Annotated in this window: 18 protein-coding genes and 1 pseudogene; 10 read left to right on the top strand and 9 right to left on the bottom strand. The window is 72.7% G+C overall.

Going from position 1 to position 21,484, the window contains the following annotated elements; translation table 11 throughout:
• Window positions 1–159: 159 nt before the first annotated feature.
• A complete protein-coding gene (locus AC0AIB_RS24455; protein WP_465097552.1) occupies window positions 160–1,440 on the top strand; it encodes a cellulose binding domain-containing protein in 1,281 nt (426 codons plus the stop codon).
• A gap of 145 nt (window positions 1,441–1,585) precedes the next feature.
• Here AC0AIB_RS24455 and AC0AIB_RS24460 read toward each other — a convergent pair whose 3' ends face one another.
• The 7 genes and pseudogenes from AC0AIB_RS24460 to AC0AIB_RS24490 form a co-directional block, all read right to left on the bottom strand.
• Complete coding sequence (locus AC0AIB_RS24460; protein WP_465097553.1) at window positions 1,586–3,076, bottom strand: cellulose binding domain-containing protein; 1,491 nt, start codon at window positions 3,074–3,076, stop codon at window positions 1,586–1,588.
• 215 nt (window positions 3,077–3,291) lie between these two features.
• On the bottom strand, window positions 3,292–3,897 hold the full coding sequence (locus AC0AIB_RS24465) for a hypothetical protein (protein ID WP_328343873.1): 606 nt from the start codon (window positions 3,895–3,897) through the stop codon (window positions 3,292–3,294).
• A gap of 67 nt (window positions 3,898–3,964) precedes the next feature.
• Window positions 3,965–4,267: pseudogene (locus AC0AIB_RS24470) on the bottom strand (ArsR/SmtB family transcription factor); the annotation flags it as partial.
• 43 nt (window positions 4,268–4,310) lie between these two features.
• On the bottom strand, window positions 4,311–5,177 hold the full coding sequence (locus AC0AIB_RS24475; protein WP_328343874.1) for a metal ABC transporter permease: 867 nt from the start codon (window positions 5,175–5,177) through the stop codon (window positions 4,311–4,313).
• 3 nt (window positions 5,178–5,180) lie between these two features.
• Window positions 5,181–5,942, bottom strand: coding sequence for a metal ABC transporter ATP-binding protein (locus AC0AIB_RS24480; RefSeq protein ID WP_328343876.1), 762 nt, complete (start codon window positions 5,940–5,942; stop codon window positions 5,181–5,183).
• A complete protein-coding gene (locus tag AC0AIB_RS24485; RefSeq protein WP_328343877.1) occupies window positions 5,939–6,889 on the bottom strand; it encodes a metal ABC transporter substrate-binding protein in 951 nt (316 codons plus the stop codon). The genes AC0AIB_RS24480 and AC0AIB_RS24485 overlap by 4 nt, the downstream gene beginning before the upstream one ends.
• 54 nt (window positions 6,890–6,943) lie before the next feature.
• On the bottom strand, window positions 6,944–7,201 hold the full coding sequence (locus tag AC0AIB_RS24490) for a DUF6703 family protein (protein WP_328343879.1): 258 nt from the start codon (window positions 7,199–7,201) through the stop codon (window positions 6,944–6,946).
• Between the two features lie 27 nt (window positions 7,202–7,228).
• On the opposite strand from AC0AIB_RS24490, the gene AC0AIB_RS24495 reads away from it, so the two are divergent.
• The 7 genes from AC0AIB_RS24495 (at window position 7,229) to dusB (ending at window position 13,736) form a co-directional block, all read left to right on the top strand.
• Window positions 7,229–7,570: an antibiotic biosynthesis monooxygenase family protein gene (locus AC0AIB_RS24495; RefSeq protein WP_328343881.1), complete on the top strand. Its 342-nt coding sequence runs from the start codon at window positions 7,229–7,231 to the stop codon at window positions 7,568–7,570.
• Between the two features lie 209 nt (window positions 7,571–7,779).
• A complete protein-coding gene (locus AC0AIB_RS24500; protein ID WP_328348693.1) occupies window positions 7,780–8,253 on the top strand; it encodes an Rv0361 family membrane protein in 474 nt (157 codons plus the stop codon).
• 116 nt (window positions 8,254–8,369) lie between these two features.
• Window positions 8,370–9,749 carry a glycine--tRNA ligase gene (locus AC0AIB_RS24505; RefSeq protein WP_328343883.1) on the top strand — a complete coding sequence of 460 codons (1,380 nt, stop codon included), beginning with the start codon at window positions 8,370–8,372 and terminating at the stop codon, window positions 9,747–9,749.
• A 205-nt stretch (window positions 9,750–9,954) separates the two neighbouring features.
• The gene (locus tag AC0AIB_RS24510) at window positions 9,955–10,797 is read left to right on the top strand and encodes a hypothetical protein (RefSeq protein WP_328343885.1); all 843 of its coding nucleotides are present in this window, start codon (window positions 9,955–9,957) and stop codon (window positions 10,795–10,797) included.
• Between the two features lie 56 nt (window positions 10,798–10,853).
• The gene (locus AC0AIB_RS24515; RefSeq protein WP_328343887.1) at window positions 10,854–11,774 is read left to right on the top strand and encodes a hypothetical protein; all 921 of its coding nucleotides are present in this window, start codon (window positions 10,854–10,856) and stop codon (window positions 11,772–11,774) included.
• Window positions 11,767–12,462 (top strand): hypothetical protein, encoded by a 696-nt coding sequence (locus AC0AIB_RS24520; protein ID WP_328343888.1) that lies wholly within the window; start codon window positions 11,767–11,769, stop codon window positions 12,460–12,462. The genes AC0AIB_RS24515 and AC0AIB_RS24520 overlap by 8 nt, the downstream gene beginning before the upstream one ends.
• Before the next feature lie 104 nt (window positions 12,463–12,566).
• Window positions 12,567–13,736, top strand: coding sequence for a tRNA dihydrouridine synthase DusB (dusB, locus tag AC0AIB_RS24525; RefSeq protein WP_328343890.1), 1,170 nt, complete (start codon window positions 12,567–12,569; stop codon window positions 13,734–13,736).
• A gap of 137 nt (window positions 13,737–13,873) precedes the next feature.
• Here the strand turns inward: dusB and AC0AIB_RS24530 are convergent, their stop codons facing one another.
• Entirely contained in the window at window positions 13,874–14,530 is a 657-nt protein-coding gene (locus AC0AIB_RS24530) for a C39 family peptidase (protein ID WP_328343892.1), read from the bottom strand.
• Between the two features lie 508 nt (window positions 14,531–15,038).
• Window positions 15,039–16,877: a beta-N-acetylhexosaminidase gene (locus AC0AIB_RS24535; RefSeq protein WP_465097554.1), complete on the bottom strand. Its 1,839-nt coding sequence runs from the start codon at window positions 16,875–16,877 to the stop codon at window positions 15,039–15,041.
• Window positions 16,878–17,191: 314 nt separating this feature from the next.
• Between AC0AIB_RS24535 and ppdK the strand changes: the two genes are divergently transcribed.
• Together ppdK and AC0AIB_RS24545 are read left to right on the top strand one after the other, a co-directional pair.
• Window positions 17,192–19,927, top strand: coding sequence for a pyruvate, phosphate dikinase (gene ppdK, locus AC0AIB_RS24540; protein WP_465097555.1), 2,736 nt, complete (start codon window positions 17,192–17,194; stop codon window positions 19,925–19,927).
• 141 nt (window positions 19,928–20,068) lie between these two features.
• The gene (locus tag AC0AIB_RS24545) at window positions 20,069–21,355 is read left to right on the top strand and encodes a deoxyguanosinetriphosphate triphosphohydrolase (RefSeq protein ID WP_328343898.1); all 1,287 of its coding nucleotides are present in this window, start codon (window positions 20,069–20,071) and stop codon (window positions 21,353–21,355) included.
• Window positions 21,356–21,484 lie beyond the last annotated feature (129 nt).

Below are 21,484 nucleotides of genomic sequence, written 5' to 3' on the forward strand. Positions count from 1 at the left end.
GTGGACATCGTGGAACCGGGGCGACTGATATCGAGTAACATCGATAACTGTCACGCCTCGTCCCGGGCGTGTGGCCGACTCCGCCCCGTCGAAGGGGCGCGTGCGGTGGCCCACACGGGCAGCCGACGCCGGCCCGGCACCACCGACGAGGAGCGGACGATGAGAGCAGCGCGGCGGCGTACCGCCGGACTTGGCGTGATCACTCTGGCGGTCCTCGCGGGCGGGGTGGCCGTGGCGAGCGGGGCCGCCACCGCCGCCGCGACCGGCTGCCGGGTCGACTACAAGGTCACCAGCGAGTGGCAGGGCGGCTTCGGTGCGGACGTCACGGTCACCAACCTCGGCGACCCGGTCTCCGGCTGGACGCTCACCTGGGCCTTCGCCACCGGCCAGCAGGTCAGCCAGGCGTGGAACGCCACGGTCACCCAGAACGGGACGGCGGTCAGCGCGAAGGACGCCGGTTACAACGCCGCCATCGCGACCGGGGCAGGCGTCAGCTTCGGCTTCAACGGCGCGTGGACCACCGCCAACCCGGTGCCCACCGCGTTCGCGCTCAACGGGGTCTCCTGCACCGGCGCGACGCCGACCGCCACCCCCTGCCCGCCGCCGTCCACCCCGCCGACCCCGACGCCCACCCCGACCCCGACGCCCACCCCGACCCCGACCCCGACCCGGACGCCCACGCCCACTCCGACGCCCAGCCCGACCCCCTCGGCGCAGCGGCCGGTCACCGTGTGGCTGGCCGGCGACTCCACGGTCGCCAACCCGTCCTCCGGCACCGTCTGCCCGGTCGGCTGGGGCAACCAGTTCGGCCAGTACTTCAACGGCAACGCCACGGTGGTCAACAGCGCGGTCGGCGGGCGCAGCATCCAGACCTGGCTGTACGACCCGAACGTCACCACCACGATGAACTCTGCCGGCGAGTGCGTGGTCAACCCGCAGACCTACTCGACCCGCTGGCAGGCCATGCTCAACGCCAACGGCGGGATGAAGGCAGGCGACTACCTGTTCATCCAGTTCGGCATCAACGACGGCAGCGCCACCTGCAACCGGCACGTCGGCTCCGCGCGCTACAAGGAACTGCTCGGCGTGATGGCCCGCGCGGCCCAGCAGCGCGGCGCGTACCCGGTCTTCCTCACCCCGGCCGCCGCGATCACCTGTTCGGGCAGCACCGCCGTCGGCAACCGGGGCTTCCTCACCGAGACGTTCGACGCGGGCCGGGCCAACAACGTCCCCGTCATCGACCTGCACAAACTGAGCTACACGCTCTACAACACGCTGCGGCTCTGCCCGAACAACGGCGACTACAACTCGGGCGCGGTGGGGGCGTTCTTCTGCGCCGACCACACCCACTTCGAGACGGCCGGAGCCCGGCAGATCGCCGGTGTGGTCGCCACCGCCCTCCGCAACCAGCAGCTCGGCCTCTCGGCCTACCTGCGGTGACGCGTCCCGGCCCGGCCGGGCGGATGGTAGCGCCCCGGCCGGGCGGGTGCGAACTGCCCCGGCCGGGGTGCGGTCGGCACTGCGCAGCGGGCGGCCCCGGCCGCCGTGGTCCGGGTGGCGGGGTCACCCGGACCACGGCGGACCGTCAGGAGACCGCGCAGGCGGTGCCGTCGAGGGCGAACCCGGTGGGTCGGCTGTTCGCGCCGGTGGCGTCGGCCAGGAATCCGAAGCTCACCGTCGCCCCGGCCGCGATCGTGCCGTTCCAGCTGACGTTGGTCGCCCGGACGGTGCCGCCGCTCTGCGTGTAGCTGGCGTTCCACGCCTGGCTGACCCGCTGGCCGTCGGCGAACGTCCACTGGAGCGTCCAGCCGGCGATCGGGGTGGTGCCGGTGTTGCGGATCGTCACCTCGCCCTGGAAACCGCCCTGCCACTGCCCGGTGACCGCGTAACCGACGCCGCACCCGGTCCCGCCGGCCGGCGGGGTGGTCACGGGCGGGGTGGTGGGCGGTGCGGTGGTGACCGGCGGCGTGGTCACGGGCGGTGTGGTCGTGGGCGGGGTGGTCGTGGGCGGTGCGGTGGTGGGGGTCGGCGTCGGAGTGGTGGTCAGCTTCGCGGCGACGATCGGGGCGAGCCGGGCGGTGATCGCCCGGTGACCGGCGTCGTTCGGGTGCACCGAGTCGCTCAACCCGTCGGCGGGCAGCCAGCCGGTGGTGTCCACATAGAACACGTTGCGGTCCCCGCCACCGGTGACCGCCGTGACGGCGGCGGCGGTCTCCGCGGCGTACCGGCCGCTGAAGGTGCGCAGCGCGAAGATCGCCGCGCGCGGGTACTTGCCCCGCACGGTACGGATGAACGTGGCGTACTGGTTCTGGAAGTCCGCACCGCTCACCCCGTGGCTGCGGTCGTTGGTGCCCAGGTTGATCACCACGGCGTCGGCCTGGTAGCGGCTGAAGTCCCAGTTCGGGCTGTTCGCCGCATACCCGGTCCGGAGGAACTGGGTGGCCACGCTGACGCAGCCGTCGGCGGTCGCCACCAGGCAGCCCCCGCCGTAGCCGAGCTGGGTGTGCTCGGTGCCGAGCTGCTCACCGGTCAGCCAGCCGTACGCGGTCAGCGCCGTCCGCGAGGAGGTGGTGCCGAGGGTGATGGAGTCGCCGACGAACTCGATCAGCCGGGGCCGCACCGCCGCCGGCAGGGTACGCGCGCCCGAGTCGAGGGTCAGCCCCTGGAACACCGCGTCCCCGGTGTACGAGCCGGCGACCACCCGGTACGACACCAGCAGCGTGTGGTTGCCGGCGGGCAGCGGGCTCGGGGTCAGGTTCACCGTGCCGCTGACGTTGGTCAGATACCTCAAGTCGGCCCCGTCGATGCTGTAGTAGAGGTCGATGGTGCGCCGCTGCCGCAGCTTGACGGTGGTGCCGGTGAACCCGGTCTTCAGGTAGGCACCGGCCCAGTTCGGCACGTACGCGGTGCTGTTGCTCCGGTCCCAGCGGCCGACGAACGCGATGTTCGCATCAGTGGGTGTGCCGTCACCGGCCGCCGCCTGCGCCGGTGGCAGCCCGATGAGTGTGGCGGCCAGCATCGCCACCAGGCCGGCTGCCCCGGCCGCGACGATCGACCGACTGCGAATCAAAGGCATGGATCGCTCCCGTTCCGGGCCGCCCGCGCCGACGCACGCAGACCGGTCCCTACCGCAATATATTTATCATCATCTAATCCTCTCGGGCGGGAAGGCACAACTCGCCGCAGCTGCGGCATGGTGACCGGCCGCGCCGGGGGACCCGTTGCGGAGGGGGAGGGCGGGCGGGGCGGTGACCGGCCAGCCGCAGGGCCGGTCACCGCCCGGCCCCGGGCCTAGCGGCCGGCGCGTAGGCCGAGTCGGCGCAGCTCCAGGGCGGCGAGCGCGTCGACGGTGGCGTCGTCACCGCGCCGCCACGCCTGGGCCACGTCCGGGTCGATCCTGGTCAGCCGGCGCAGCGGCTGGCTGGTCAGCGCGCGCAGGGCCAGCAGGTCCCGGCCGGCCGGGACGGCGGCGAGGGCCTTCGCCGAGGCGGCCCGGCGCATCCAGCGCAGCCGCAGCGGCAGCCAGCCGAACAGCACCAGCCCGAGCGGGAAGACCAGCACCGCGAGGCTCAACGCCAACGCGAGCTGACCGACCAGCTCCTGCTGGTCGCGGCCCGCCTCGGCCATCGCCCGCGCGGCGTCGGCGGCCTTGGTGAACGGCCCGGTCAGCTCGTCGCCGACCAGCGGCACCCGGCCCACCTTGCCACCGGCGTCGGCCAGGTTGTCGGCGAGGCCACCGCCGGCCCCCTCCAGCTTCTGCCCGGGTACGGCTAGCTTCTCCACCAGGTCGTACAACCACAGCGCGAAGCGGACCGCCGCGTAGACCCAGGCGACGACGAGGAGGTCGGTGAGGAACTGACGGAGGGCGACCGGAGAACGGTCAGCGTAGATCTTCACGGCCGACAGCGTGCCACGACGCGGGCCGCCCGGCACCCCCCGCATGCCCGGCCGACGGCTCACCGGCGGACGACGGACCCTCCCCGGCGTGGCTGACCGCGTCGGCGACGATGTGCGCGACGTGCTCGTCGACCAGCGCGTATGCGATCTCCCGGCCGCGTCGGGAGCCCCGCACCACCCCCGCCCCCCGCAGCACCCGCAGGTGCTGGGAGACCAGCGGCTGCGGGGCGCCGAGCTGCTCGACCAGCTCGTGCACGCACCGCTCGCCCTGGGCGAGCTCGCTGACGATCGCCAGCCGGATCGGGGCGGACAGCGCCCGGAGCAGCTCGCCCGCGCCCTCGAAGGCGTCGTAGCCGTGGGTGCCGGTCACCCCGTAACGGTAACCAACACCGGTGACGGTCCGCCGGTCGGCGTCACCGGAGCACCACCTCGTGCGGCTCCTGGACGGTGGCGGCGGCCGGGGCGGCCCGGCGGCGCAGCACCCGCCACGCGGCGGCGGCCAGCGCCACCACGAGGAAGGACGTGATCGCCAGCAGCACCACCGAGGCGCCGGGGGCGGTGTCGGCGGTGGCCGCCACCCAGACCCCCGCCCCGGCGGCGAACAGGCCGAGCGCCATGGCCGCCGTCATGGTGCTGCGGAACCCCCTGGTGACCTGCTGCGCGGTGGCCACCGGCACCACCATGAGGGCGCTGATCAGCAGGACGCCGACCGCCCGCATGGCGATCGTGACGGTGACCGCGGTGGCGACCGCCAGCAGCAGGTTCAGCGCCCGGACGGGCAGCCCGGCGACCCGGGCGTACTCCTCGTCGTGGCAGACCGCGAAGAGTGCCGGGCGCAGCGCCAGCATGAGCACCGCGATCGTCGCCCCGAGCACCGCGATGGTGGTCAGGTCGGCGGGGGAGGTGGTGGTGAGCGAGCCGAACAGGTAGGCGTTGAGGTTGGCGCTGCTGGCGTCGGAGAGGCCGACCAGCATCACCCCACCGGCGATGCCGCCGTAGAACAGCAGCGCCAGCGCCAGGTCGCCGGAGGTGCGGCCCCGGGCCCGGACCAGCTCGATGGTGACCGCGCCGAGGATGGCCGCGACCACCGCCACCAGCACCGGTGAGCGGTTGAGCAGCAGGCCGGCGCCGACACCGGTGAGCGCGACGTGGCCGATGCCGTCACCGATCAGGGCCAGCCGCCGCTGCACCAGATAGATGCCGAGGGCCGGGGCGGTCAGCCCGATCACCAGGGCGCCGAGCAGCGCCCGCTGCATGAAGTCGTACTGGAAGAGGTCCATTGCTCAGCTGCTCCACAGCCCGGCGGGCTCCTCGGGACCGTGCGGGTGCACGTGGTCGTGGTCGGGCTCGGCGTGGTGCCCGGCCGGTTCCGGGACCGCGCCGTCGTGGCAGATTCCGCCCTGGTGCACCACCACGGCCCGGCTGATCAGCGGACGCAGCGGGCCCAGCTCGTGGGCGACGAGCAGGACGGTGCCCCCGGTGCCGACGAAGTCGTGCAGCGCCCCGGCGAACGCCTCCTGGCTGGCCGCGTCGACCCCGGCGGTCGGCTCGTCGAGCACCAGCAGCTCCGGCTCGCCGGCCAGCGCGCGGGCGATCAGGGTGCGCTGCTGCTGACCGCCGGAGAGGGTGGACACCGGGTCACCGGCCCGGTCGGCGAGCCCGACCGCGTGCAGCGCCGCGGCGACCGCCGCCCGGTCGGCCCGTCCCGGTGGACGCAGCACACCCCGGCGGGCCAGCCGCCCGGAGGCCACCACCTCGCGGACGGTGGCCGGCACGCCGCTTCCCGCGCCGAGCCGCTGCGGGACGTACCCGATCCGGTGCCACTGCCGGAACCGGCGCTGCGCGACGCCGAACAGCGCGACCGACCCGCTGCCCAGCGGGACCAGCCCGAGGACGGCGCGGATCAGTGTCGACTTGCCGGAGCCGTTGGCCCCGAGCACGGCGACCACCTCGCCGGCGGTGACGGTCAGCGACACGTCGCGCAGCACCGGCCGGCCGTCGTAGCCGGCGGTGGCGTGCCCGACCTGGATCACGGGTGTGGTCACGAGCACCCCAGGGCGGTACGGAGCGTGGTCAGGTTGGTGCGCATCACCGAAAGGTAGTCCTCCCCGCCCCCGTCGGCGGAGAGCCCTTCGATCGGGTCGAGCACCGCGGTCTTCGCCCCGACCTCGGCGGCGATGGTCTCGGCCACCTTCGGGCTGACCAGCGTCTCGAAGAAGATCGTGGTGGCGCCGTGCTCACGGGCCTCCCGGGCGACCTCGGCCAGCCGCTGCGGGGCGGGCTCGGTGTCCGGGGTGAGCCCGGTGAGGCCGACCTGCTCCAGCCGGTAACGCTCGGCGAGGTAGCCGAAGGCGGTGTGGCTGACCACGATCTCCCGGCGCTGGCAGGTCTTCAGGCCGGCGGCGTACTCGGCGTCGAGCTTCTCCAGCTCGCCACGGAGCGTCCGGGCCCGGGTGGTGAAGTCGGCCGCCCGGTCCGGGGCGAGGGCGCCGAGCCGCTCGGCGAGCTTGTCGGCGACGGTGGCCAGCCGGGTCGGGTCGAGCCAGAGATGCGGGTCCTTGCCGCCGCCCTCCTCCTCGGCGTGACCTGCCTCACCCTCATGTTCGTGGCCGCCGGCTGTGGCGTCGCGCAGCGGCGCGACGGTCGTCACGTCGAACGCCCGGTCGGCGGCGTTCTGCGCCACGGCCTCGTCCACCGCCGGCTGGAAGCCCTTGAGGTAGAAGACCAGCTCGGCCTCGCTGACCTGGCCCACCTGCCGGGGGTTGAGTTCCAGGTCGTGCGGCTCGGCGCCCGGCTTGGCGAGGTTGGTGACGGTGACCGCGTCCCCGCCGACCCGCTCGGCGACGAACTGGAGAGGGTAGAAGGCGGCGACCACGTCCACCCGGTCCGGATCGGCCCCGGCCCGGTCGGTCGAGCAGGCAGTGCCGCAGGCCAGGACGAGCAGGGCGGTGGTGGCGGCGGTCAGGGCGCGGGGCAGGGTACGGGCGGTCATGTCGGCAACTGTCCGTGAAAACGAGAATGATTGTCAAAAACGCATGAGTGCATGTCAGAAGAGCTTGACCAGGGCCACCGTGACCAGCAGCGTCAACATCACCAACCGGATCAGCCGGGTCTGCGGCGCCTGCACCGGCCACGTGACGGTCAGCAGGTAGGCCAGCCCGGCGGCCAGCGCCAACAGCAGCAGCCCGCCCACCGGGCCGGGCGCGAAGAGCGCCACCAGCACCAGCACCAGGGCGGCGAGGAACACCGACGTCGGGTTCACCCGGGCCAACCGGGCCAGCAGAGGACGCTGCGTAGGCTGCATCCCACAGACTCTACGAGGAGGAACCCGGTGCTTGTCACCAACCGGTTCGTGGTCGCCGTCGAGGCGGCGGACGAGTTCACCGCCCGGGCGCACGCCGCACTGGCCGCGCTCGCCGCCCGCCCCGGCTACCTGCGCGGCGAGCTGCTGCGTGCCCTCGACGACCCCCGGCACTGGTGCCTGCTCACCGAGTGGGAGTCGGTCGGGACGTACCGGCGGGCGCTGGGCGGGTTCGATGTCAAGATCACCGCCGTGCCGCTGCTTGCCGAGTCGATCGACGAGCCCTCGGCGTACGAGACGCTGGCCGGCGCCGCCCCCGACGGCGAGGTGGTGGTCGTCGACAGCGATCGGGCCGCACGTCCGCACCGCTGAGCCCGATCGGGCTGCGCGCCCGCAGCGTTGAGCCCGATCGGGCTGCGCGCCCGCAGCGTTGAGCCCGTGGGCACTACCCTGCTCCTATGACCGCTCCCGGCCCGGCAGCCCCACCGCCGTACCCCCCGACACCCGGCCCGGACGGCACCCCGCCCCCCGCCGCCCCGGGTCACCCGGGTGTGCCGGCTCCGCCCCCGGGTGATCCGGGTGTGCCGGCTCCGCCCCCGGGGCCCGGGGTGGCCCCGCCGTTCGCCGCCCCGCCCACCGAGGGCAGCCGCAGGCGGCTCTGGCTGGGGCTCGGCGTCGGGGCACTCGCCCTGGTGATCTGCTGCGGAGGCGGTGGCGCGGCGGCCGTCGGGCTGGTGGTCAGCAACGTGCAGGCGATCGAGGAGCAGGGCCAGTCGGTCACCGACGACTACTACCGTGCACTGGTCGACAAGCAGTACGGCAAGGCGTACGAGAAGCTCTGCGACGACGCGCGACGGCGGGAGTCCCGGGGCGAGTTCACCCGCCGGGTCGCCGCGGAGCCGGCCGTGGCCAGTTACCGGGTGGGCGACGTCGACCCGCAGACCCTGACCGTGCCGGTCGACGTGACCTTCAGCGGCGGCGGGCGGGACACCCAGCAGGTCACCCTCGCCGCCGACCAGCAGTCCGGCGGCATGGAGGTCTGCGGGGTCAGCTGAGCCGTCCCCGGTATTCTGCTGGGCCCGGGGCGCTGCTGGTCGTACCGTTGTCCCGGGCCGTCCGGTCCCACCCGTCTTCATGGCCACGCCGACCGCCAGCCGGCGTAGGAGGAAACATGCCAGCCGACCGTATCGACGCCGTCGTCAGCCTCGCCAAGCGCCGAGGCTTCGTCTTCCCCTCCAGCGAGATCTACGGAGGCACCCGATCGGCGTGGGACTACGGTCCGCTCGGCGTGGAGCTGAAGGAGAACGTCCGGCGGCAGTGGTGGAAGGCCATGGTCCAGCAGCGCGACGACGTCGTCGGCCTCGACTCGGCGGTCATCCTGTCCCGCCGGGTCTGGGAGGCCAGCGGGCACCTCGCCGAGTTCGTCGACCCGCTGACCGAGTGCCAGTCGTGCCACAAGCGGTTCCGCGCCGACCACCTGGAGGAGGCGTACGCCGAGAAGCACGGCAAGCCGCTGACCTCGTTGCAGGAGCTGAACTGCCCCAACTGCGGCAACAAGGGCACCTTCACCGAGCCCAAGATGTTCAACGGCCTGATGAAGACCTACCTCGGCCCGGTGGAGAGCGACGAGGGCCTGCACTACCTGCGCCCGGAGACCGCCCAGGGCATCTTCGTCAACTACAACAACGTGGCGACCGCGGCCCGCAAGAAGCCGCCGTTCGGCATCGCGCAGACCGGCAAGTCGTTCCGCAACGAGATCACCCCGGGCAACTTCATCTTCCGGACCCGCGAGTTCGAGCAGATGGAGATGGAGTTCTTCGTCGAGCCCGGCTCCGACGAGCAGTGGCACGAGTACTGGCTCCAGGAGCGCTGGAACTGGTACCTCGACCTGGGGCTCTCCGAGGAGAACCTGCGCTTCTACGAGCACCCCAAGGAGAAGCTCTCCCACTACTCGAAGCGCACCGTCGACATCGAGTACCGGTTCCGGTTCGGCGGCACCGAGTTCGCCGAGCTGGAGGGCGTCGCCAACCGCACCGACTTCGACCTGTCCACGCACAGTAAGCACTCCGGCGTCGACCTGTCGTACTTCGACCAGACCCGCAACGAGCGCTGGATGCCGTACGTCATCGAGCCGGCCGCCGGCCTGACCCGCGCGGTGCTGGCGTTCCTGCTCGAGGCGTACGACGAGGACGAGGCCCCGAACACCAAGGGTGGCGTCGACAAGCGCACCGTGATGCGGTTCGACCCCCGGCTGGCCCCGGTCAAGGTGGCGGTGCTGCCGCTGTCCCGCAACGAGGCGCTCTCGCCGAAGGCCAAGGGCCTGGCCGCCCAGCTCCGTAAGCGCTGGGTGGTGGAGTTCGACGACTCGCAGGCGATCGGCCGCCGCTACCGCCGGCAGGACGAGATCGGCACCCCGTTCTGCGTCACCGTCGACTTCGACACCCTCGACGACGACGCGGTGACCGTGCGGAACCGGGACACCATGGCCCAGGAGCGGGTCGCCCTCGACCAGGTCGAGCGCTACCTGATCGAGCGGCTGCCCGGCTGCTGACCACGACCGCCGTCGTACCGGCCCCGCCCCGCTGACCGGGGGCGGGGCCGGCGCGTTGCCGGGCGGAGGCCGGGTGGGCCGCGTCGCCGGGCGGGGTCGGGTTCCGGGCCGGGCATCGGTCGGTATCTGTGTCCGTTCGGTCCTTGAGTCGGGCGGTGGGCCGTGTCAGCGTTTGCGGTGCTGAATCTCTACACGGGGGTTGGAAATGACGCGTGCGTCGCAACCTGGGCACGACCACGACGGGGATCGTCGTCGCCTGCTGCGTCGGGCCGCCACGGTCGCCGCCGGGACGGCCGGCGCGGGTGTCGCCGCCACGGTCGGCGTGCCCGGCACGGCCCTGGCCGCCCCGGGCGACAACCTCACCATGGGTACGACAAACGACGCCGGCCCGGTCACCACCACGGTGAACGCCACGAACGGTTACGGCACGCTGCTGTTGGAGAACACCGCCGGTGCCCCGCTGCGGTTGGTGCCCGGCGAGAGCATCTACCCGCAGGTGCTGGACGCCGAACTCGGCACGCTGGCCGTCGACGAGCAGGGTGACCTGTTCGTCAAGGCCGGGGCGGACGACGCCGACCACGCCACCGTCGGCTGGGCCTGGACCTCGGAGTGGGCGACCACCTCGGTGGCGGTCGCGCCGACCCGGGTGCTCGACACCCGGGATCCGAACCTGCGCCGGGCCATCGTCTCCGGCAAGGGCGACCTGGACGCCACCGGCAGGCTGGTCCCCGGCAAGCCGATCGTGCTCAGCCTGGACGGCTACGTCCGGGACGGCTACGCGCTCAAGGGCAACGTGACGGTGACCGGGATGACAGGTGGTGGCGTGCTGACCGTGTGGGGCAGCGGCCCCCGGCCGGTCACGTCCACGGTGAACTGGTGGACCAGCGGCCAGGTCCTGTCGAACTTCCTCTTCACCGAGTTCGGTGCCGTGGGGGCGTACCGCAGCGTGTTGACGCTCCAGGCCACCAGTTCACCGACCCACGTGATCCTCGACCTGACCAGCCTGCTGGTCGGCCACCCGAGCCAGGTGCTCGTCAGTCGTGCCTAGCCGCCCGGAGGCGCGCCGAACGTCGCTCATCCATCCAGCCGACGGGGGAACGAAGAATGACGTCGTCCGAACCTGACCGCTCCGCGTCCCGGCGTGCGCTGCTGCGCCGGGCCGCCGTCACCGGCGGTGCCGCGGTAGCGGCCACCGCGGTGGCCGCGGTCAACGCCGCGCCGGCCACCGCCGCGACCGGCGATCCGGTCGTCCTCGGTGGGACGACCACCGGCACCCTGCACACCGTCGTGACCGGCGCCGCCGACGGCGGGGCCGCCACGCTGGCCCTGAAGAACAGCACCGGCGCGACCCTCCGGCTGACCCGCAGGCCGCCCAGCTACGGGTGGGGCGGCGGATTGCTCTCCACCGCCGACGGCCTGGGCGTGCAGCGGGTGGTCGACGGCGCGGTGGTGCAGCACGAGACGCTGACCACGGCGAACGCCACCATGCTGGTGCCGATCCCGCCGACCCGGGTGCTCGACAGCCGCAGCGCGACCGGTCGCGCCCGGCTCCTGGAGGGTGCTGGCCGGGTCGATCCGCAGGGCCGGGTACTCGCCGACACCCTGCTGGTCGTGCACCTGCGCGACATCGTCGACTACGGCGACGGCCTGATGGGCAACGTCACCGTGGCCAACACCGCGCGGAGCGGGTTCGCCACGGTCTGGGGTCGTGGCCAGCTGCCCACCGCCTCCACGATCAACTGGTGGGAGGCCGGCCAACTGCTCTCCAACGGCGTCATCTCCCAGCTCGGCGGCTACGAGACCGCCGGTGGGGACTACTACCCCGACGTGGTGGCCGTCTGGGTGGCCGCCGGTGCGACGGCGGTGATCCTCGACGTCACCGGCCTGCTGGTGTTCCACCCGGAGTCGGCGGTGATCAACGCGAAGTCCGCCCAGGGCGGTCGCGTCGGTGCCGGCGGAGTCCGGGCCCGGGTGATCAGGGAGGCCGCCGAGCGCGGTGACCGCGAGGTGCGGGCCGATGCGTGACCACGGAGACCCGGTGCGCGCCGGGCTGAGCAACGATGCCGGTACGACCGAGACGCTGCTGACCGGGGGCTCGTCGGCCGTCCCGACGCTGGCCCTCACCCACGCCGACGGGCGTCCGCCGTTGATCCTCGCGCCCACGCCGGAAGCGTCGATCCCGGCTGACCTGCCCACCGGTTCGTTGGCGATCAACGAGTCGGGCGACCTGGTCATCGGCGGTCGGGACGGGACGAAGCAGTACGTCAACACCTCCCGCTGGGCGAACCGGACGCTGGCGGTCGCGCCGACGCGCATCCTGGACACCCGGGCGATGGGCACCTACAGCGGCAACGTGGTGGCCGGTGCGGGGAACGTGCTCGCCGGAAAGCTCGGCGCTGGCAAGATCCTCCACGTGACGGTGAGGAACGTGCCGCCGGCGCTGGCCGAGAAGGCCACCGCCGCGTACGTCAACGTCACCGTGGCCGGGACCGTCTCCGGCGGCTTCCTCACCGCGTACAGCTCGTCGACCGCCCGGCCGGGCACGTCCTCGCTGAACTGGTGGGGGCCCAACCAGGTGCTGTCGAACCTGGTCGAGGTGCAGTTGGGCAGCCACGACGGCACCCCGCTGTCGTTCGGCGTCTACGTCAACGCGGCCACCTCGGTCATCGTGGACGTCTGCGGGTTGATCCTCGCCGACCCCGGCACGTACTGAAGCCGTACGCCGGTCGTCGTCGCGGTGCGGGTTCGCCCACCGTCGCGGAGGCGGCCGGACACCGGCCGTCGGCGGATCACCGCCGGCATGGGATTCTTGGGTACGTGACCAGTCCCGCTCCGGTCCTGCGCCCGCTCACCATCGGCCCCCACCAGGTGTGGCCGCCGGTGGTGCTCGCGCCGATGGCCGGCATCACCAACGTCGGCTTCCGACAGCTCTGCCGGGAGCAGGGCGGTGGCATCTACGTCTGCGAGATGATCACCACGATCGCGCTGGTCCAGCGGAACCCGAAGACCCTGCGCATGATCGCCTTCGGTGCCGAGGAGCAGCCGCGCAGCCTCCAGCTCTACGGCACCGACCCGGAGGTCACCGCCGCCGCGGTGCGGATCGTGGTGGAGCGGGATCTCGCCGACCACATCGACCTGAACTTCGGCTGCCCGGTGCCGAAGGTGACCCGTCGGGGTGGCGGCTCGGCCCTGCCCTGGCGGCGTCGGCTCTTCGCCCGGCTGGTGCGGGCCGCTGTGGACGCCGCGTCACCCGCCGGGGTGCCGGTCACCGTGAAGATGCGCAAGGGCATCGACGACGACCACCTGACGTACGTCGAGGCGGGGCTGGCCGCCCAGGACGCCGGGGTCGCGGCGGTAGCCCTGCACGGGCGGACGGCCGCGCAGCGGTACTCCGGCACCGCCGACTGGGACGCCATCGCCACCCTCAAGCAGGCGCTCGACGTGCCGGTGCTCGGCAACGGCGACATCTGGGAGGCCGACGACGCGCTGCGGATGGTGGCCCACACCGGGGTGGACGGGGTGGTGGTGGGACGGGGCTGCCTGGGGCGGCCGTGGCTCTTCGCCGACCTGGAGGCCGCGTTCGACGGCCGTCCGGAGCGTCGGTTGCCGACCCTGGGCGAGGTCGCGGTGACCATGCGACGGCACGCCGAACTGCTTGTGGACCAGTTCACCGCCGGCTCGCGCACCCCGTCGCGGGGTGAGCGGGACGGCTGCACCGACTTCCGCAAGCACGTCGCCTGGTACCTGAAGGGCTTCCCGGTGGGTAGTGGGCTGCGTCGGGAGCTCGCCATGATCGAGAGCCTGGCCCAGCTGGACGACCTGCTCGGCAAGCTGGATGCCACCGAACCGTTCCCGGTGGCCGCGCTCGGCCAACCACGGGGCCGGACGAACTCTCCCGGCAAGGTCTTCCTGCCCGAGGGCTGGCTGGCCAGCCGGGACGACGACACCGTCCCCGAGGGCGCCGAACTGGACGACTCGGGCGGCTGACGCCCGTAGCCGCGCCGTCTTCCGTTCGCGCCGCCTTCCGGCGGTGCGGTCTGCCGGCCGGGCTGTCTTCGGGCCGTGCCGACGGCGAAGGGCCGACCCCTCCAGGGGGTCGGCCCTTCGCACGATCGGTGGGAGGGTCAGGAGGCGTAGCCGCGGCTGGCGATCCAGTGGGCCAGCTCGTCGACGTCGATCCGGTAGGAGGCGGTGTCCGGGTTGGCGGAGTCCGCGATCGTCACGACCCGACCACCGTCGCGGTAGCCGACGACGCTGATGTAGTGCCCGCCCTCGAAGGAGTGCGTGTTGCCGTCGGTGTCGGTGGCGGTGCCGGCGATGTTGGCGACCACGGCGCGGCCGTCGTCCACCGCCCGGACGACGTCGGCGCGCAGCTGCGCGATGCGCTTGCCGTCGACCTTGCCGGCCGGGATCTCGGTGCTGCGGTAGGCGTCCTTGCGGCCGGTCTCCTTGTTCAGGATCGGGGTGATGTCGTTGATGCTGTCGGTGCCGTTCTCGGTGGTGCCCATCTCCTTGGCGATGGCGTCGACGTCGATGCTCTTGCCCTGGACGCTCAGGGCGTTGCGGGCGGCGGCGGGGCCGCAGTAGTAGAAGTTCGGCTGGGCGGCGTAGTCGACCTTCAGCTCCCGCTCACCGGCGGGCTTGCGGTCGGCCTGCACCACGGCGGCGGGCCGGGTGGTCTCGGCGGCGTGCGCGGCCAGCGCGGGGCCGGCGATGCCACCGGCGGTGGCGGCCAGGCCGGCAGCGGTCAGCACGGTCTTACGCAGGATGTCGGTACGCATGATGGAGGTGCTCCTCTGCATCTCGGGGGTCCCCGCACGGTCCCGCGGGGGCGCGGGATGGCGCGGTCGTGCCGCAACGGCAGGTGAAGAGGAAGATCGGACCGGCGATCGTGGGGATGCCGGACGGGTGCCGGGGTGACGCGTCGCTGGCCCGCCGGGCGGACCGGGGGCCGAGCCCGAGGACTTGGCCGGGGCGATCGCGGCTACCAGGTGTAACGACCCCGGCCGGCCGACGATTCCGCCCTGCGGGTGACCCCCGCCACCCGTCTGTGGGCCGATCCGTCATCGGGTGTCGCCACTGACGACACCCGTCGGCAACCCCCGAATTCGGTCACCCAGTGTGATACACAAGCCGCCCGCACCCTCACCCTCCACCCACTTTGCTCTGCTGCCCTCCCCGCGACGGTCACCTGGTGTGCCTGGTGCGTATGTGGCGGCAGAGCAAAGTGTCCGAGGGAGGTATGTGGTGGTCGGCCGGAGAGCAGTCACTCTATGTGATCTATGTGATCTATGGGCCCTGTGTGCCCGAAGTGACCGGCTGTGGTCGGAGGGGCGGAGGGGTGGCAGGTCGGAGTGGCGGCGGGTTCGGGGGTTCTGCGGTGCCGGGGAGGTGCCCGGCGGCTGACCTGGTGGGCCAGGGGATCTCCGGGGACGGGTGGAAGGTGATGCCGGCGGCGCGCCAGCGCGGGCCGTGGCCGGCGAGCCGCTCCCGGAAGCCGGCCCAACTCCGGGTCGACGGCGCGGACCAGGCCAGTTCGGCGAGGGCGGGCAGGCGTGGGAAGAACAGGAACTCGATCTCGGCCAGCGAGGTAACCGACTCCGTCCAGAGCGGGGCCTCCAGGCCGAGCACCGCCTCGGCGGGGACGTCGGTCAGGTGGGTCGCCGGGTCCCAGTGGTAGGCCCGGTGCACGTCGATCAGACCGGCCCAGTCGTGTCCGATGGGGGTGTCCGGGGCGTACTTCATGTCCAGGTACGCGTGGTTGCCGGGGGAGAGGATCAACCGGGCGCCCCGGCGTACCGCCTCGGCCACCGCCGGGTCGTCGCCGTTGGTGCCCCACCACTGGAGGACCCGGCCCTCGACGTGGTCGGCGGGGGCGATCTGGTGCCAACCGACCACGGTCCGGCCGAGCCCGGCGACGACGCGCTGCGCCCGCTGCACGAAACCGGTGTACGCCGCACCCTTCACCTTGTACGCCTCGTCGCCGCCGAGGTGCAGCCACGGCCCGGGGGTCAGCGCGGCGACCTCACCGAGCACGTCGGAGACGAAGTCGTACGTCCGCTCGCTGGTGGGGTCGACGTAGCTGAAGCCGACCTCGGTGCCGGTGTACGGCGGCGGCGCGGCCTTGTCCGGCGCGAGTTCGGGGTACGCGACAAGTGCCGCGTTGGTGTGGCCGGGCAGATCCACCTCGGGTACGACGGTGACGTGCCGACGGGCGGCGTACCCGACGATGCGCCGGTAGTCGGCGGCGGTGTACCAGCCACCGGGGCCACCACCCACCTCGGTGCGCCCGCCGACGGCGGCCAGCCGGGGCCAGGAGTCCACGGCGATCCGCCACCCCTGGTCGTCGGTGAGGTGCAGGTGCAGGTGGTTGAGCTTGTACCGGGCCAGGTGGTCGATCACCCGGAGCACGTCGTCGACGGCGAAGAAGTGCCGGGCCACGTCGAGCATCGCGCCCCGGTAGGGGAAGCGGGGCCGGTCGACGATGGTGCCGCCGGCCACCACCCAGCGTTCGGTCACCGGCGTCCTGCTCTCCACCGCCACCGGCAGCAGCTGCCGCAGTGTCTGTACGCCGTGGAAGAGGCCGGTCGCGGTGTCGGCGGTGATCCGTACCCCGTCGACGTCGACGTCGAGCCGGTATCCCTCGTCACCCCCGGACGTAGCCTCCGCCGCGCCGTGCGGTGCGACGGCGGACAGGGTGAGCTGAAGCGCGCCCGGTGCGGTCGGCAGGTCGGTGACCGGTAGCGGGTAACCGGTGGCCGGGCGGAGCAGCTCCGCGAGGTGCTCGGCGACCTCCCGGGCGGCCGGGTCGACGCTCACCCGTACCGCCGCGTCGGCCGGTAGGACGAAGTCGGCGGTCGGCTGCGGCCGGACCGACCCGGGCGCCGGCACCACGTCGCCCAGGCCGATCGTCGGCCGGGCGAGTTGCCGACCGGCAGCCTCGGCGGCACTGCGCGCCAGCTCGGTCGCGGACGGTGAAACCGTGGGCGGCCCGTGCGGCGCGACAGTGGGCGGCTCGCCGGGGGCGGCGGGCGCGACAGTGGGCGGCTCGTCCGGGGTCGGGCCGGCGTCGGGCCGTTGCGGCTGCTCGGGGACGGGGACGACGCCGGTACGTGGGGTGAGCGACACGGGGCAGCTCCGAGGGGTGTATCCGCGAGGGATATGGCAAAGGTCAGGTTTGGCGGAACCGGTGACGTCAAGGGTACGAGGAGGAACCGTAATTGCGTGATCGTGCGCATGGAAGCGTTCCCAGAAACCGGTGCGAACGCGGATAGTCGTGATGGCTGTGCCTATTGTCACCGAACGGCCCCAGCCCGCCCGATGTTCGCTTAACCTTCGCCCACCGAACGCTGACCAGGCCGGATTGCCGGAGGCCAGCCCCGGGGTAGCTCAGAACTAAACCTTCGTTAAGTGTCAATTCCGGCGCGCGTGGGAGGCTTCTGGTGACAGCGCAAGAGAAGGCTGACGACAAGTACGTCTACGACTTCGCCGAGGGCAACAAGGAGCTCCGGGACCTGCTCGGTGGCAAGGGCGCCAACCTCGCCGAGATGACCAATCTCGGCCTGCCGGTGCCCCCCGGTTTCACCATCACCACCGAGGCCTGCAAGGCGTACCTGGCGACCGGGCGGGAGCCGGACGGGCTGGCCGGGCAGATCGAGGCCCACCTGGAGGCGCTGGAACGCGAGATGGGCCGTCGCCTCGGTGACCCGCAGGACCCGCTGCTGGTCTCGGTACGCTCCGGCGCCCGGTTCTCGATGCCCGGCATGATGGAGACCGTCCTCAACGTCGGCCTCAACGACCGCAGCGTGCAGGGGCTCGCCCGGCAGGCGAGCGGCAGCGCCGACCCCGCCGGCTCCGACGGGGCGGACCGGTTCGCCTGGGACTCCTACCGCCGGCTGATCCAGATGTTCGGCAAGACCGTCTGCGAGGTGCCGGGCGAGGAGTTCGAGCACGCCCTCGACGAGGTCAAGCGGGCCAAGGGTACGCACGACGACCTCGACCTGGACGCCGACGACCTGCGCGGGCTGGTCGAGGCGTACAAGAAGATCTTCGTCAAGCACACCGGGCGGGAGTTCCCGCAGGAGCCGCGCGAACAGCTCGACCTGGCCATCCGGGCGGTCTTCGAGTCGTGGAACGCCGAGCGGGCGATCCTCTACCGCCGCCAGGAGCGCATCCCGGCCGACCTGGGCACCGCGGTCAACGTGGTGACCATGGTCTTCGGCAACCTCGGCCCCGACTCCGGCACCGGGGTCGCCTTCACCCGTGACCCGGGCAGCGGCGCGCAGGGCATCTACGGCGACTACCTGGCCAACGCCCAGGGCGAGGACGTCGTCGCCGGCATCCGCAACACCGTGCCGTTGCAGGAGCTGGAACGGCTGGACAGCCGGTCCTACCACGAGCTGCTCGACATCATGGCCCGGCTGGAGGGGCGCTACCAGGATCTCTGCGACATCGAGTTCACCATCGAGCGGGGCAAGCTCTGGATGCTCCAGACCCGGGTGGGCAAGCGCACCGCCGCCGCCGCGTTCGTCATCGCCGGCCAGCTCGTCGACGAGGGCCTGATCGACCTGGACGAGGCGCTGCACCGGGTCAACGGGGCGCAGCTCGCCCAGCTGATGTTCCCCCGCTTCCAGCTCGACCACGACTTCGCGCCGGTCGCCACGGGCATCGGCGCCTCCCCGGGGGCCGCCTCCGGCGCGGTGGTCTTCACCTCCGCCCGCGCGGTCGAACTGGCCGCCGAGGGCAGGTCGGTGATCCTGGTCCGTCGGGAGACCAACCCGGACGACCTCAACGGCATGATCGCCGCCCAGGGCATCCTCACCTCGCGCGGCGGCAAGACCAGCCACGCCGCCGTGGTGGCCCGGGGGATGGGCAAGACCTGCGTCTCCGGGGCCGACGAGATCGAGGTCAACGTGCCGGCGAAGCGGTTCACCGTCGGCGGGCACACAGTCGGTGAGGGGGACGTCGTCTCCATCGACGGCACCACCGGCAAGGTCTACCTGGGTGAGGTGCCGGTCATGCCGTCCGAGGTGGTGCAGTACTTCGAGGGCAGCCTCGACCCGGCGCACGTCGACAACGCGCTGGTCCGGGCCGTACACCGGATCATGACGCACGCCGACGACAGGCGGCGGCTGGCCGTCCGGACGAACGCCGACACCGGGGCGGACGCGGCGCGGGCCCGGCGCTTCGGGGCCGAGGGCATCGGCCTGTGCCGCACCGAGCACATGTTCCTCGGCGACCGCCGGGAACTTGTCGAACGGCTGATCCTCGCGGCCACCGACGCGGACCGCACCGACGCCCTCGCCGCTCTGCTGCCCCTGCAGCGCCAGGACTTCGTGGAGATCTTCCGCGAGATGGACGGCCTGCCCGTCACCGTCCGGCTGATCGACCCGCCGCTGCACGAGTTCCTGCCCCCGCTGGAGCAGCTCGCGGTCAACGTCGCGGTCGCCCAGGAACGCGGCGAGGACGTCGCCAAGGAGGAGGCGCTGCTCGCCGCCGTCCGGCGGATGCACGAGGAGAACCCGATGCTCGGCCTGCGCGGTGTGCGCCTCGGCCTGGTCATCCCCGGCCTGTTCGCGATGCAGGTGCGGGCGATCGCCGAGGCTGCCGTCGCGGTCACCCGCGACGGCGGCGCGGCCCGCCCGGAGATCATGGTGCCGCTGGTCGGCGCGGTCCAGGAACTGGAGACGGTACGCGCCGAGGCCGAGAAGATCATCGCCGAGGTGGTCGGGGACAGCGGGGTCGAGGTGCTGATCGGCACCATGATCGAGGTACCCCGGGCGGCGCTGACCGCCGGGCAGATCGCCGAGGCGGCGCAGTTCTTCTCCTTCGGCACCAACGACCTGACGCAGATGGCCTGGGGTTTCTCCCGCGACGACGTCGAGGGCGCGTTCTTCTGGCGCTACCTGGAGCTGGGCATCTTCGGCATCTCCCCGTTCGAGTCGATCGACCGCGACGGGGTCGGCCGGCTGATCCGGATCGCCGCCGAGGAGGGCCGGGCCGCCCGCCCCGGGCTGAAGCTCGGCATCTGCGGCGAACACGGCGGCGACCCCGACTCGGTGCACTTCTTCCACGAGGTGGGGCTGGATTACGTCTCCTGCTCGCCGTTCCGGGTGCCGGTCGCCCGGCTGGAGGCCGGTCGGGCCGCCATCGAGACCACCGGCTCCGACAGCCGCTGACCCGCCGCGACGTCCACCGGCGGCGGCCCTGCCCGTCGCCGGTGGGCGTCGTCCCGGCGTCTCGGCACGTGCGTGGTCCGGCGTGGCGCGGCGTAACCTGGTCTCCCGCGACCATGGGGTACGACCGTGAGGGGTGGCCGGATGGCTGAGGTGCCCGTCCCACCAGCCGCCGGGCAGTCGTTCGACGCGCAGCGGTGGGTCGAGGAGACGCCGAAGGACACCGGCCACGGCCGGTCCCCGTACGAGCGGGACCGGGCCCGGGTGCTGCACTCGGCCGCGTTCCGTCGGCTCGCCGCGAAGACCCAGGTGCACGTCGCCGGCACCGACGACTTCCTGCGTACCCGGCTGACCCACTCGCTGGAGGTGGCCCAGATCGCCCGGGAGATGGGTGCCCGGCTCGGGTGCGATCCGGATCTGGTGGACACCGCCGGGCTGGCCCACGACCTCGGGCACCCGCCGTTCGGCCACAACGGCGAGGACACCCTGGACGCACTCGCCGCGCCCTGCGGCGGCTTCGAGGGCAACGCGCAGACCCTGCGGGTGCTCACCCGGCTGGAGGCCAAGGTGCTGGCCCCGGACGGCAGCCCCGCCGGGCTCAACCTCACCCGGGCCGCGCTCGACGCGGTCAGCAAGTACCCCTGGCCCCGCCGCCCGGGGCTGCGCAAGTTCGGCGTCTACGGCGACGACCGCCCGGTCTTCGACTGGCTCCGCACCGGCACCCCCTCCACCACCGCCCCGTCCGCCGTCGACCCGTTCGGTGGGGCCCGTCGGTGCCTGGAGGCGCAGGTGATGGACTGGGCCGACGACGTGGCGTACTCGGTGCACGACGTCGAGGACGGCATCCACGGCGGCTACGTCTCACTGCGCCCACTCCTCGCCGACCCGGACGAGCGGGCCGCCCTCTGCGCCGACGTGGCAGCCACCTATTCCACCGAGTCGCCTGACCACCTCGGCGAGGCACTGCGGGAACTGCTCGCCGATCCGCTGCTCGTCCCGCTGGCCGGCTACGACGGTAGCCATCGCGCCCAGGTCGCGCTCAAGGCCACCACCAGCGCGTTGACCGGCCGTTTCGTGGCGAGCGCCGTGGCCGCCACCACGGCCCGGTTCGGTCCCGGGCCGCACCGTCGCTACGCCGCCGACCTCGTCGTACCCGGGCCGCTGCGGGTACGGTGCGCGCTGCTCAAGGGCATCGCCCTGCGGTACGTGATGCGCCGCCCTGACGCGCAGGGCCGCTACGAGCGACAGCGGGAGATCCTCACCGAGTTGGTCGGGGTGCTGGCACAGCGGGCGCCGGACGTGCTCGACCCGGTCTTCGCCCCGCTGTGGCGGGCCGCCCCCGACGACGCGGCCCGGCTGCGGGTGGTGGTGGACCAGGTTGCCTCGCTGACCGACCCGGCCGCGCTCGCCTGGCACGCCCGCCCAACCTGACCCCACCCCACCCCACCCCGCCACCGCCCTGCCCCGCCCTTTCGCCCCGGTGATCAAGAAGTTTGCGTCATTGTTGATCTCCAAATTGACCTAAACCTCTTGATCACCGGGGCGGGGGCGGGGCGGGGG

It is taken from the genome of Micromonospora sp. DSM 43699, assembly GCF_055517075.1.

What these genes read in the sequence shown, in the direction of transcription:
- AC0AIB_RS24460 (WP_465097553.1), bottom strand. Translation starts at nt 3,076, where the DNA reads ATGCCTTTGATTCGCAGTCGGTCGATCGTCGCGGCCGGGGCAGCCGGC.
- AC0AIB_RS24545 (WP_328343898.1), top strand. Translation starts at nt 20,069, where the DNA reads ATGGCTGAGGTGCCCGTCCCACCAGCCGCCGGGCAGTCGTTCGACGCG.
- AC0AIB_RS24515 (WP_328343887.1), top strand. Translation starts at nt 10,854, where the DNA reads ATGACGTCGTCCGAACCTGACCGCTCCGCGTCCCGGCGTGCGCTGCTG.
- AC0AIB_RS24505 (WP_328343883.1), top strand. Translation starts at nt 8,370, where the DNA reads ATGCCAGCCGACCGTATCGACGCCGTCGTCAGCCTCGCCAAGCGCCGA.
- AC0AIB_RS24530 (WP_328343892.1), bottom strand. Translation starts at nt 14,530, where the DNA reads ATGCGTACCGACATCCTGCGTAAGACCGTGCTGACCGCTGCCGGCCTG.
- AC0AIB_RS24485 (WP_328343877.1), bottom strand. Translation starts at nt 6,889, where the DNA reads ATGACCGCCCGTACCCTGCCCCGCGCCCTGACCGCCGCCACCACCGCC.
- AC0AIB_RS24455 (WP_465097552.1), top strand. Translation starts at nt 160, where the DNA reads ATGAGAGCAGCGCGGCGGCGTACCGCCGGACTTGGCGTGATCACTCTG.
- AC0AIB_RS24520 (WP_328343888.1), top strand. Translation starts at nt 11,767, where the DNA reads ATGCGTGACCACGGAGACCCGGTGCGCGCCGGGCTGAGCAACGATGCC.
- AC0AIB_RS24510 (WP_328343885.1), top strand. Translation starts at nt 9,955, where the DNA reads ATGACGCGTGCGTCGCAACCTGGGCACGACCACGACGGGGATCGTCGT.
- AC0AIB_RS24490 (WP_328343879.1), bottom strand. Translation starts at nt 7,201, where the DNA reads ATGCAGCCTACGCAGCGTCCTCTGCTGGCCCGGTTGGCCCGGGTGAAC.
- AC0AIB_RS24475 (WP_328343874.1), bottom strand. Translation starts at nt 5,177, where the DNA reads ATGGACCTCTTCCAGTACGACTTCATGCAGCGGGCGCTGCTCGGCGCC.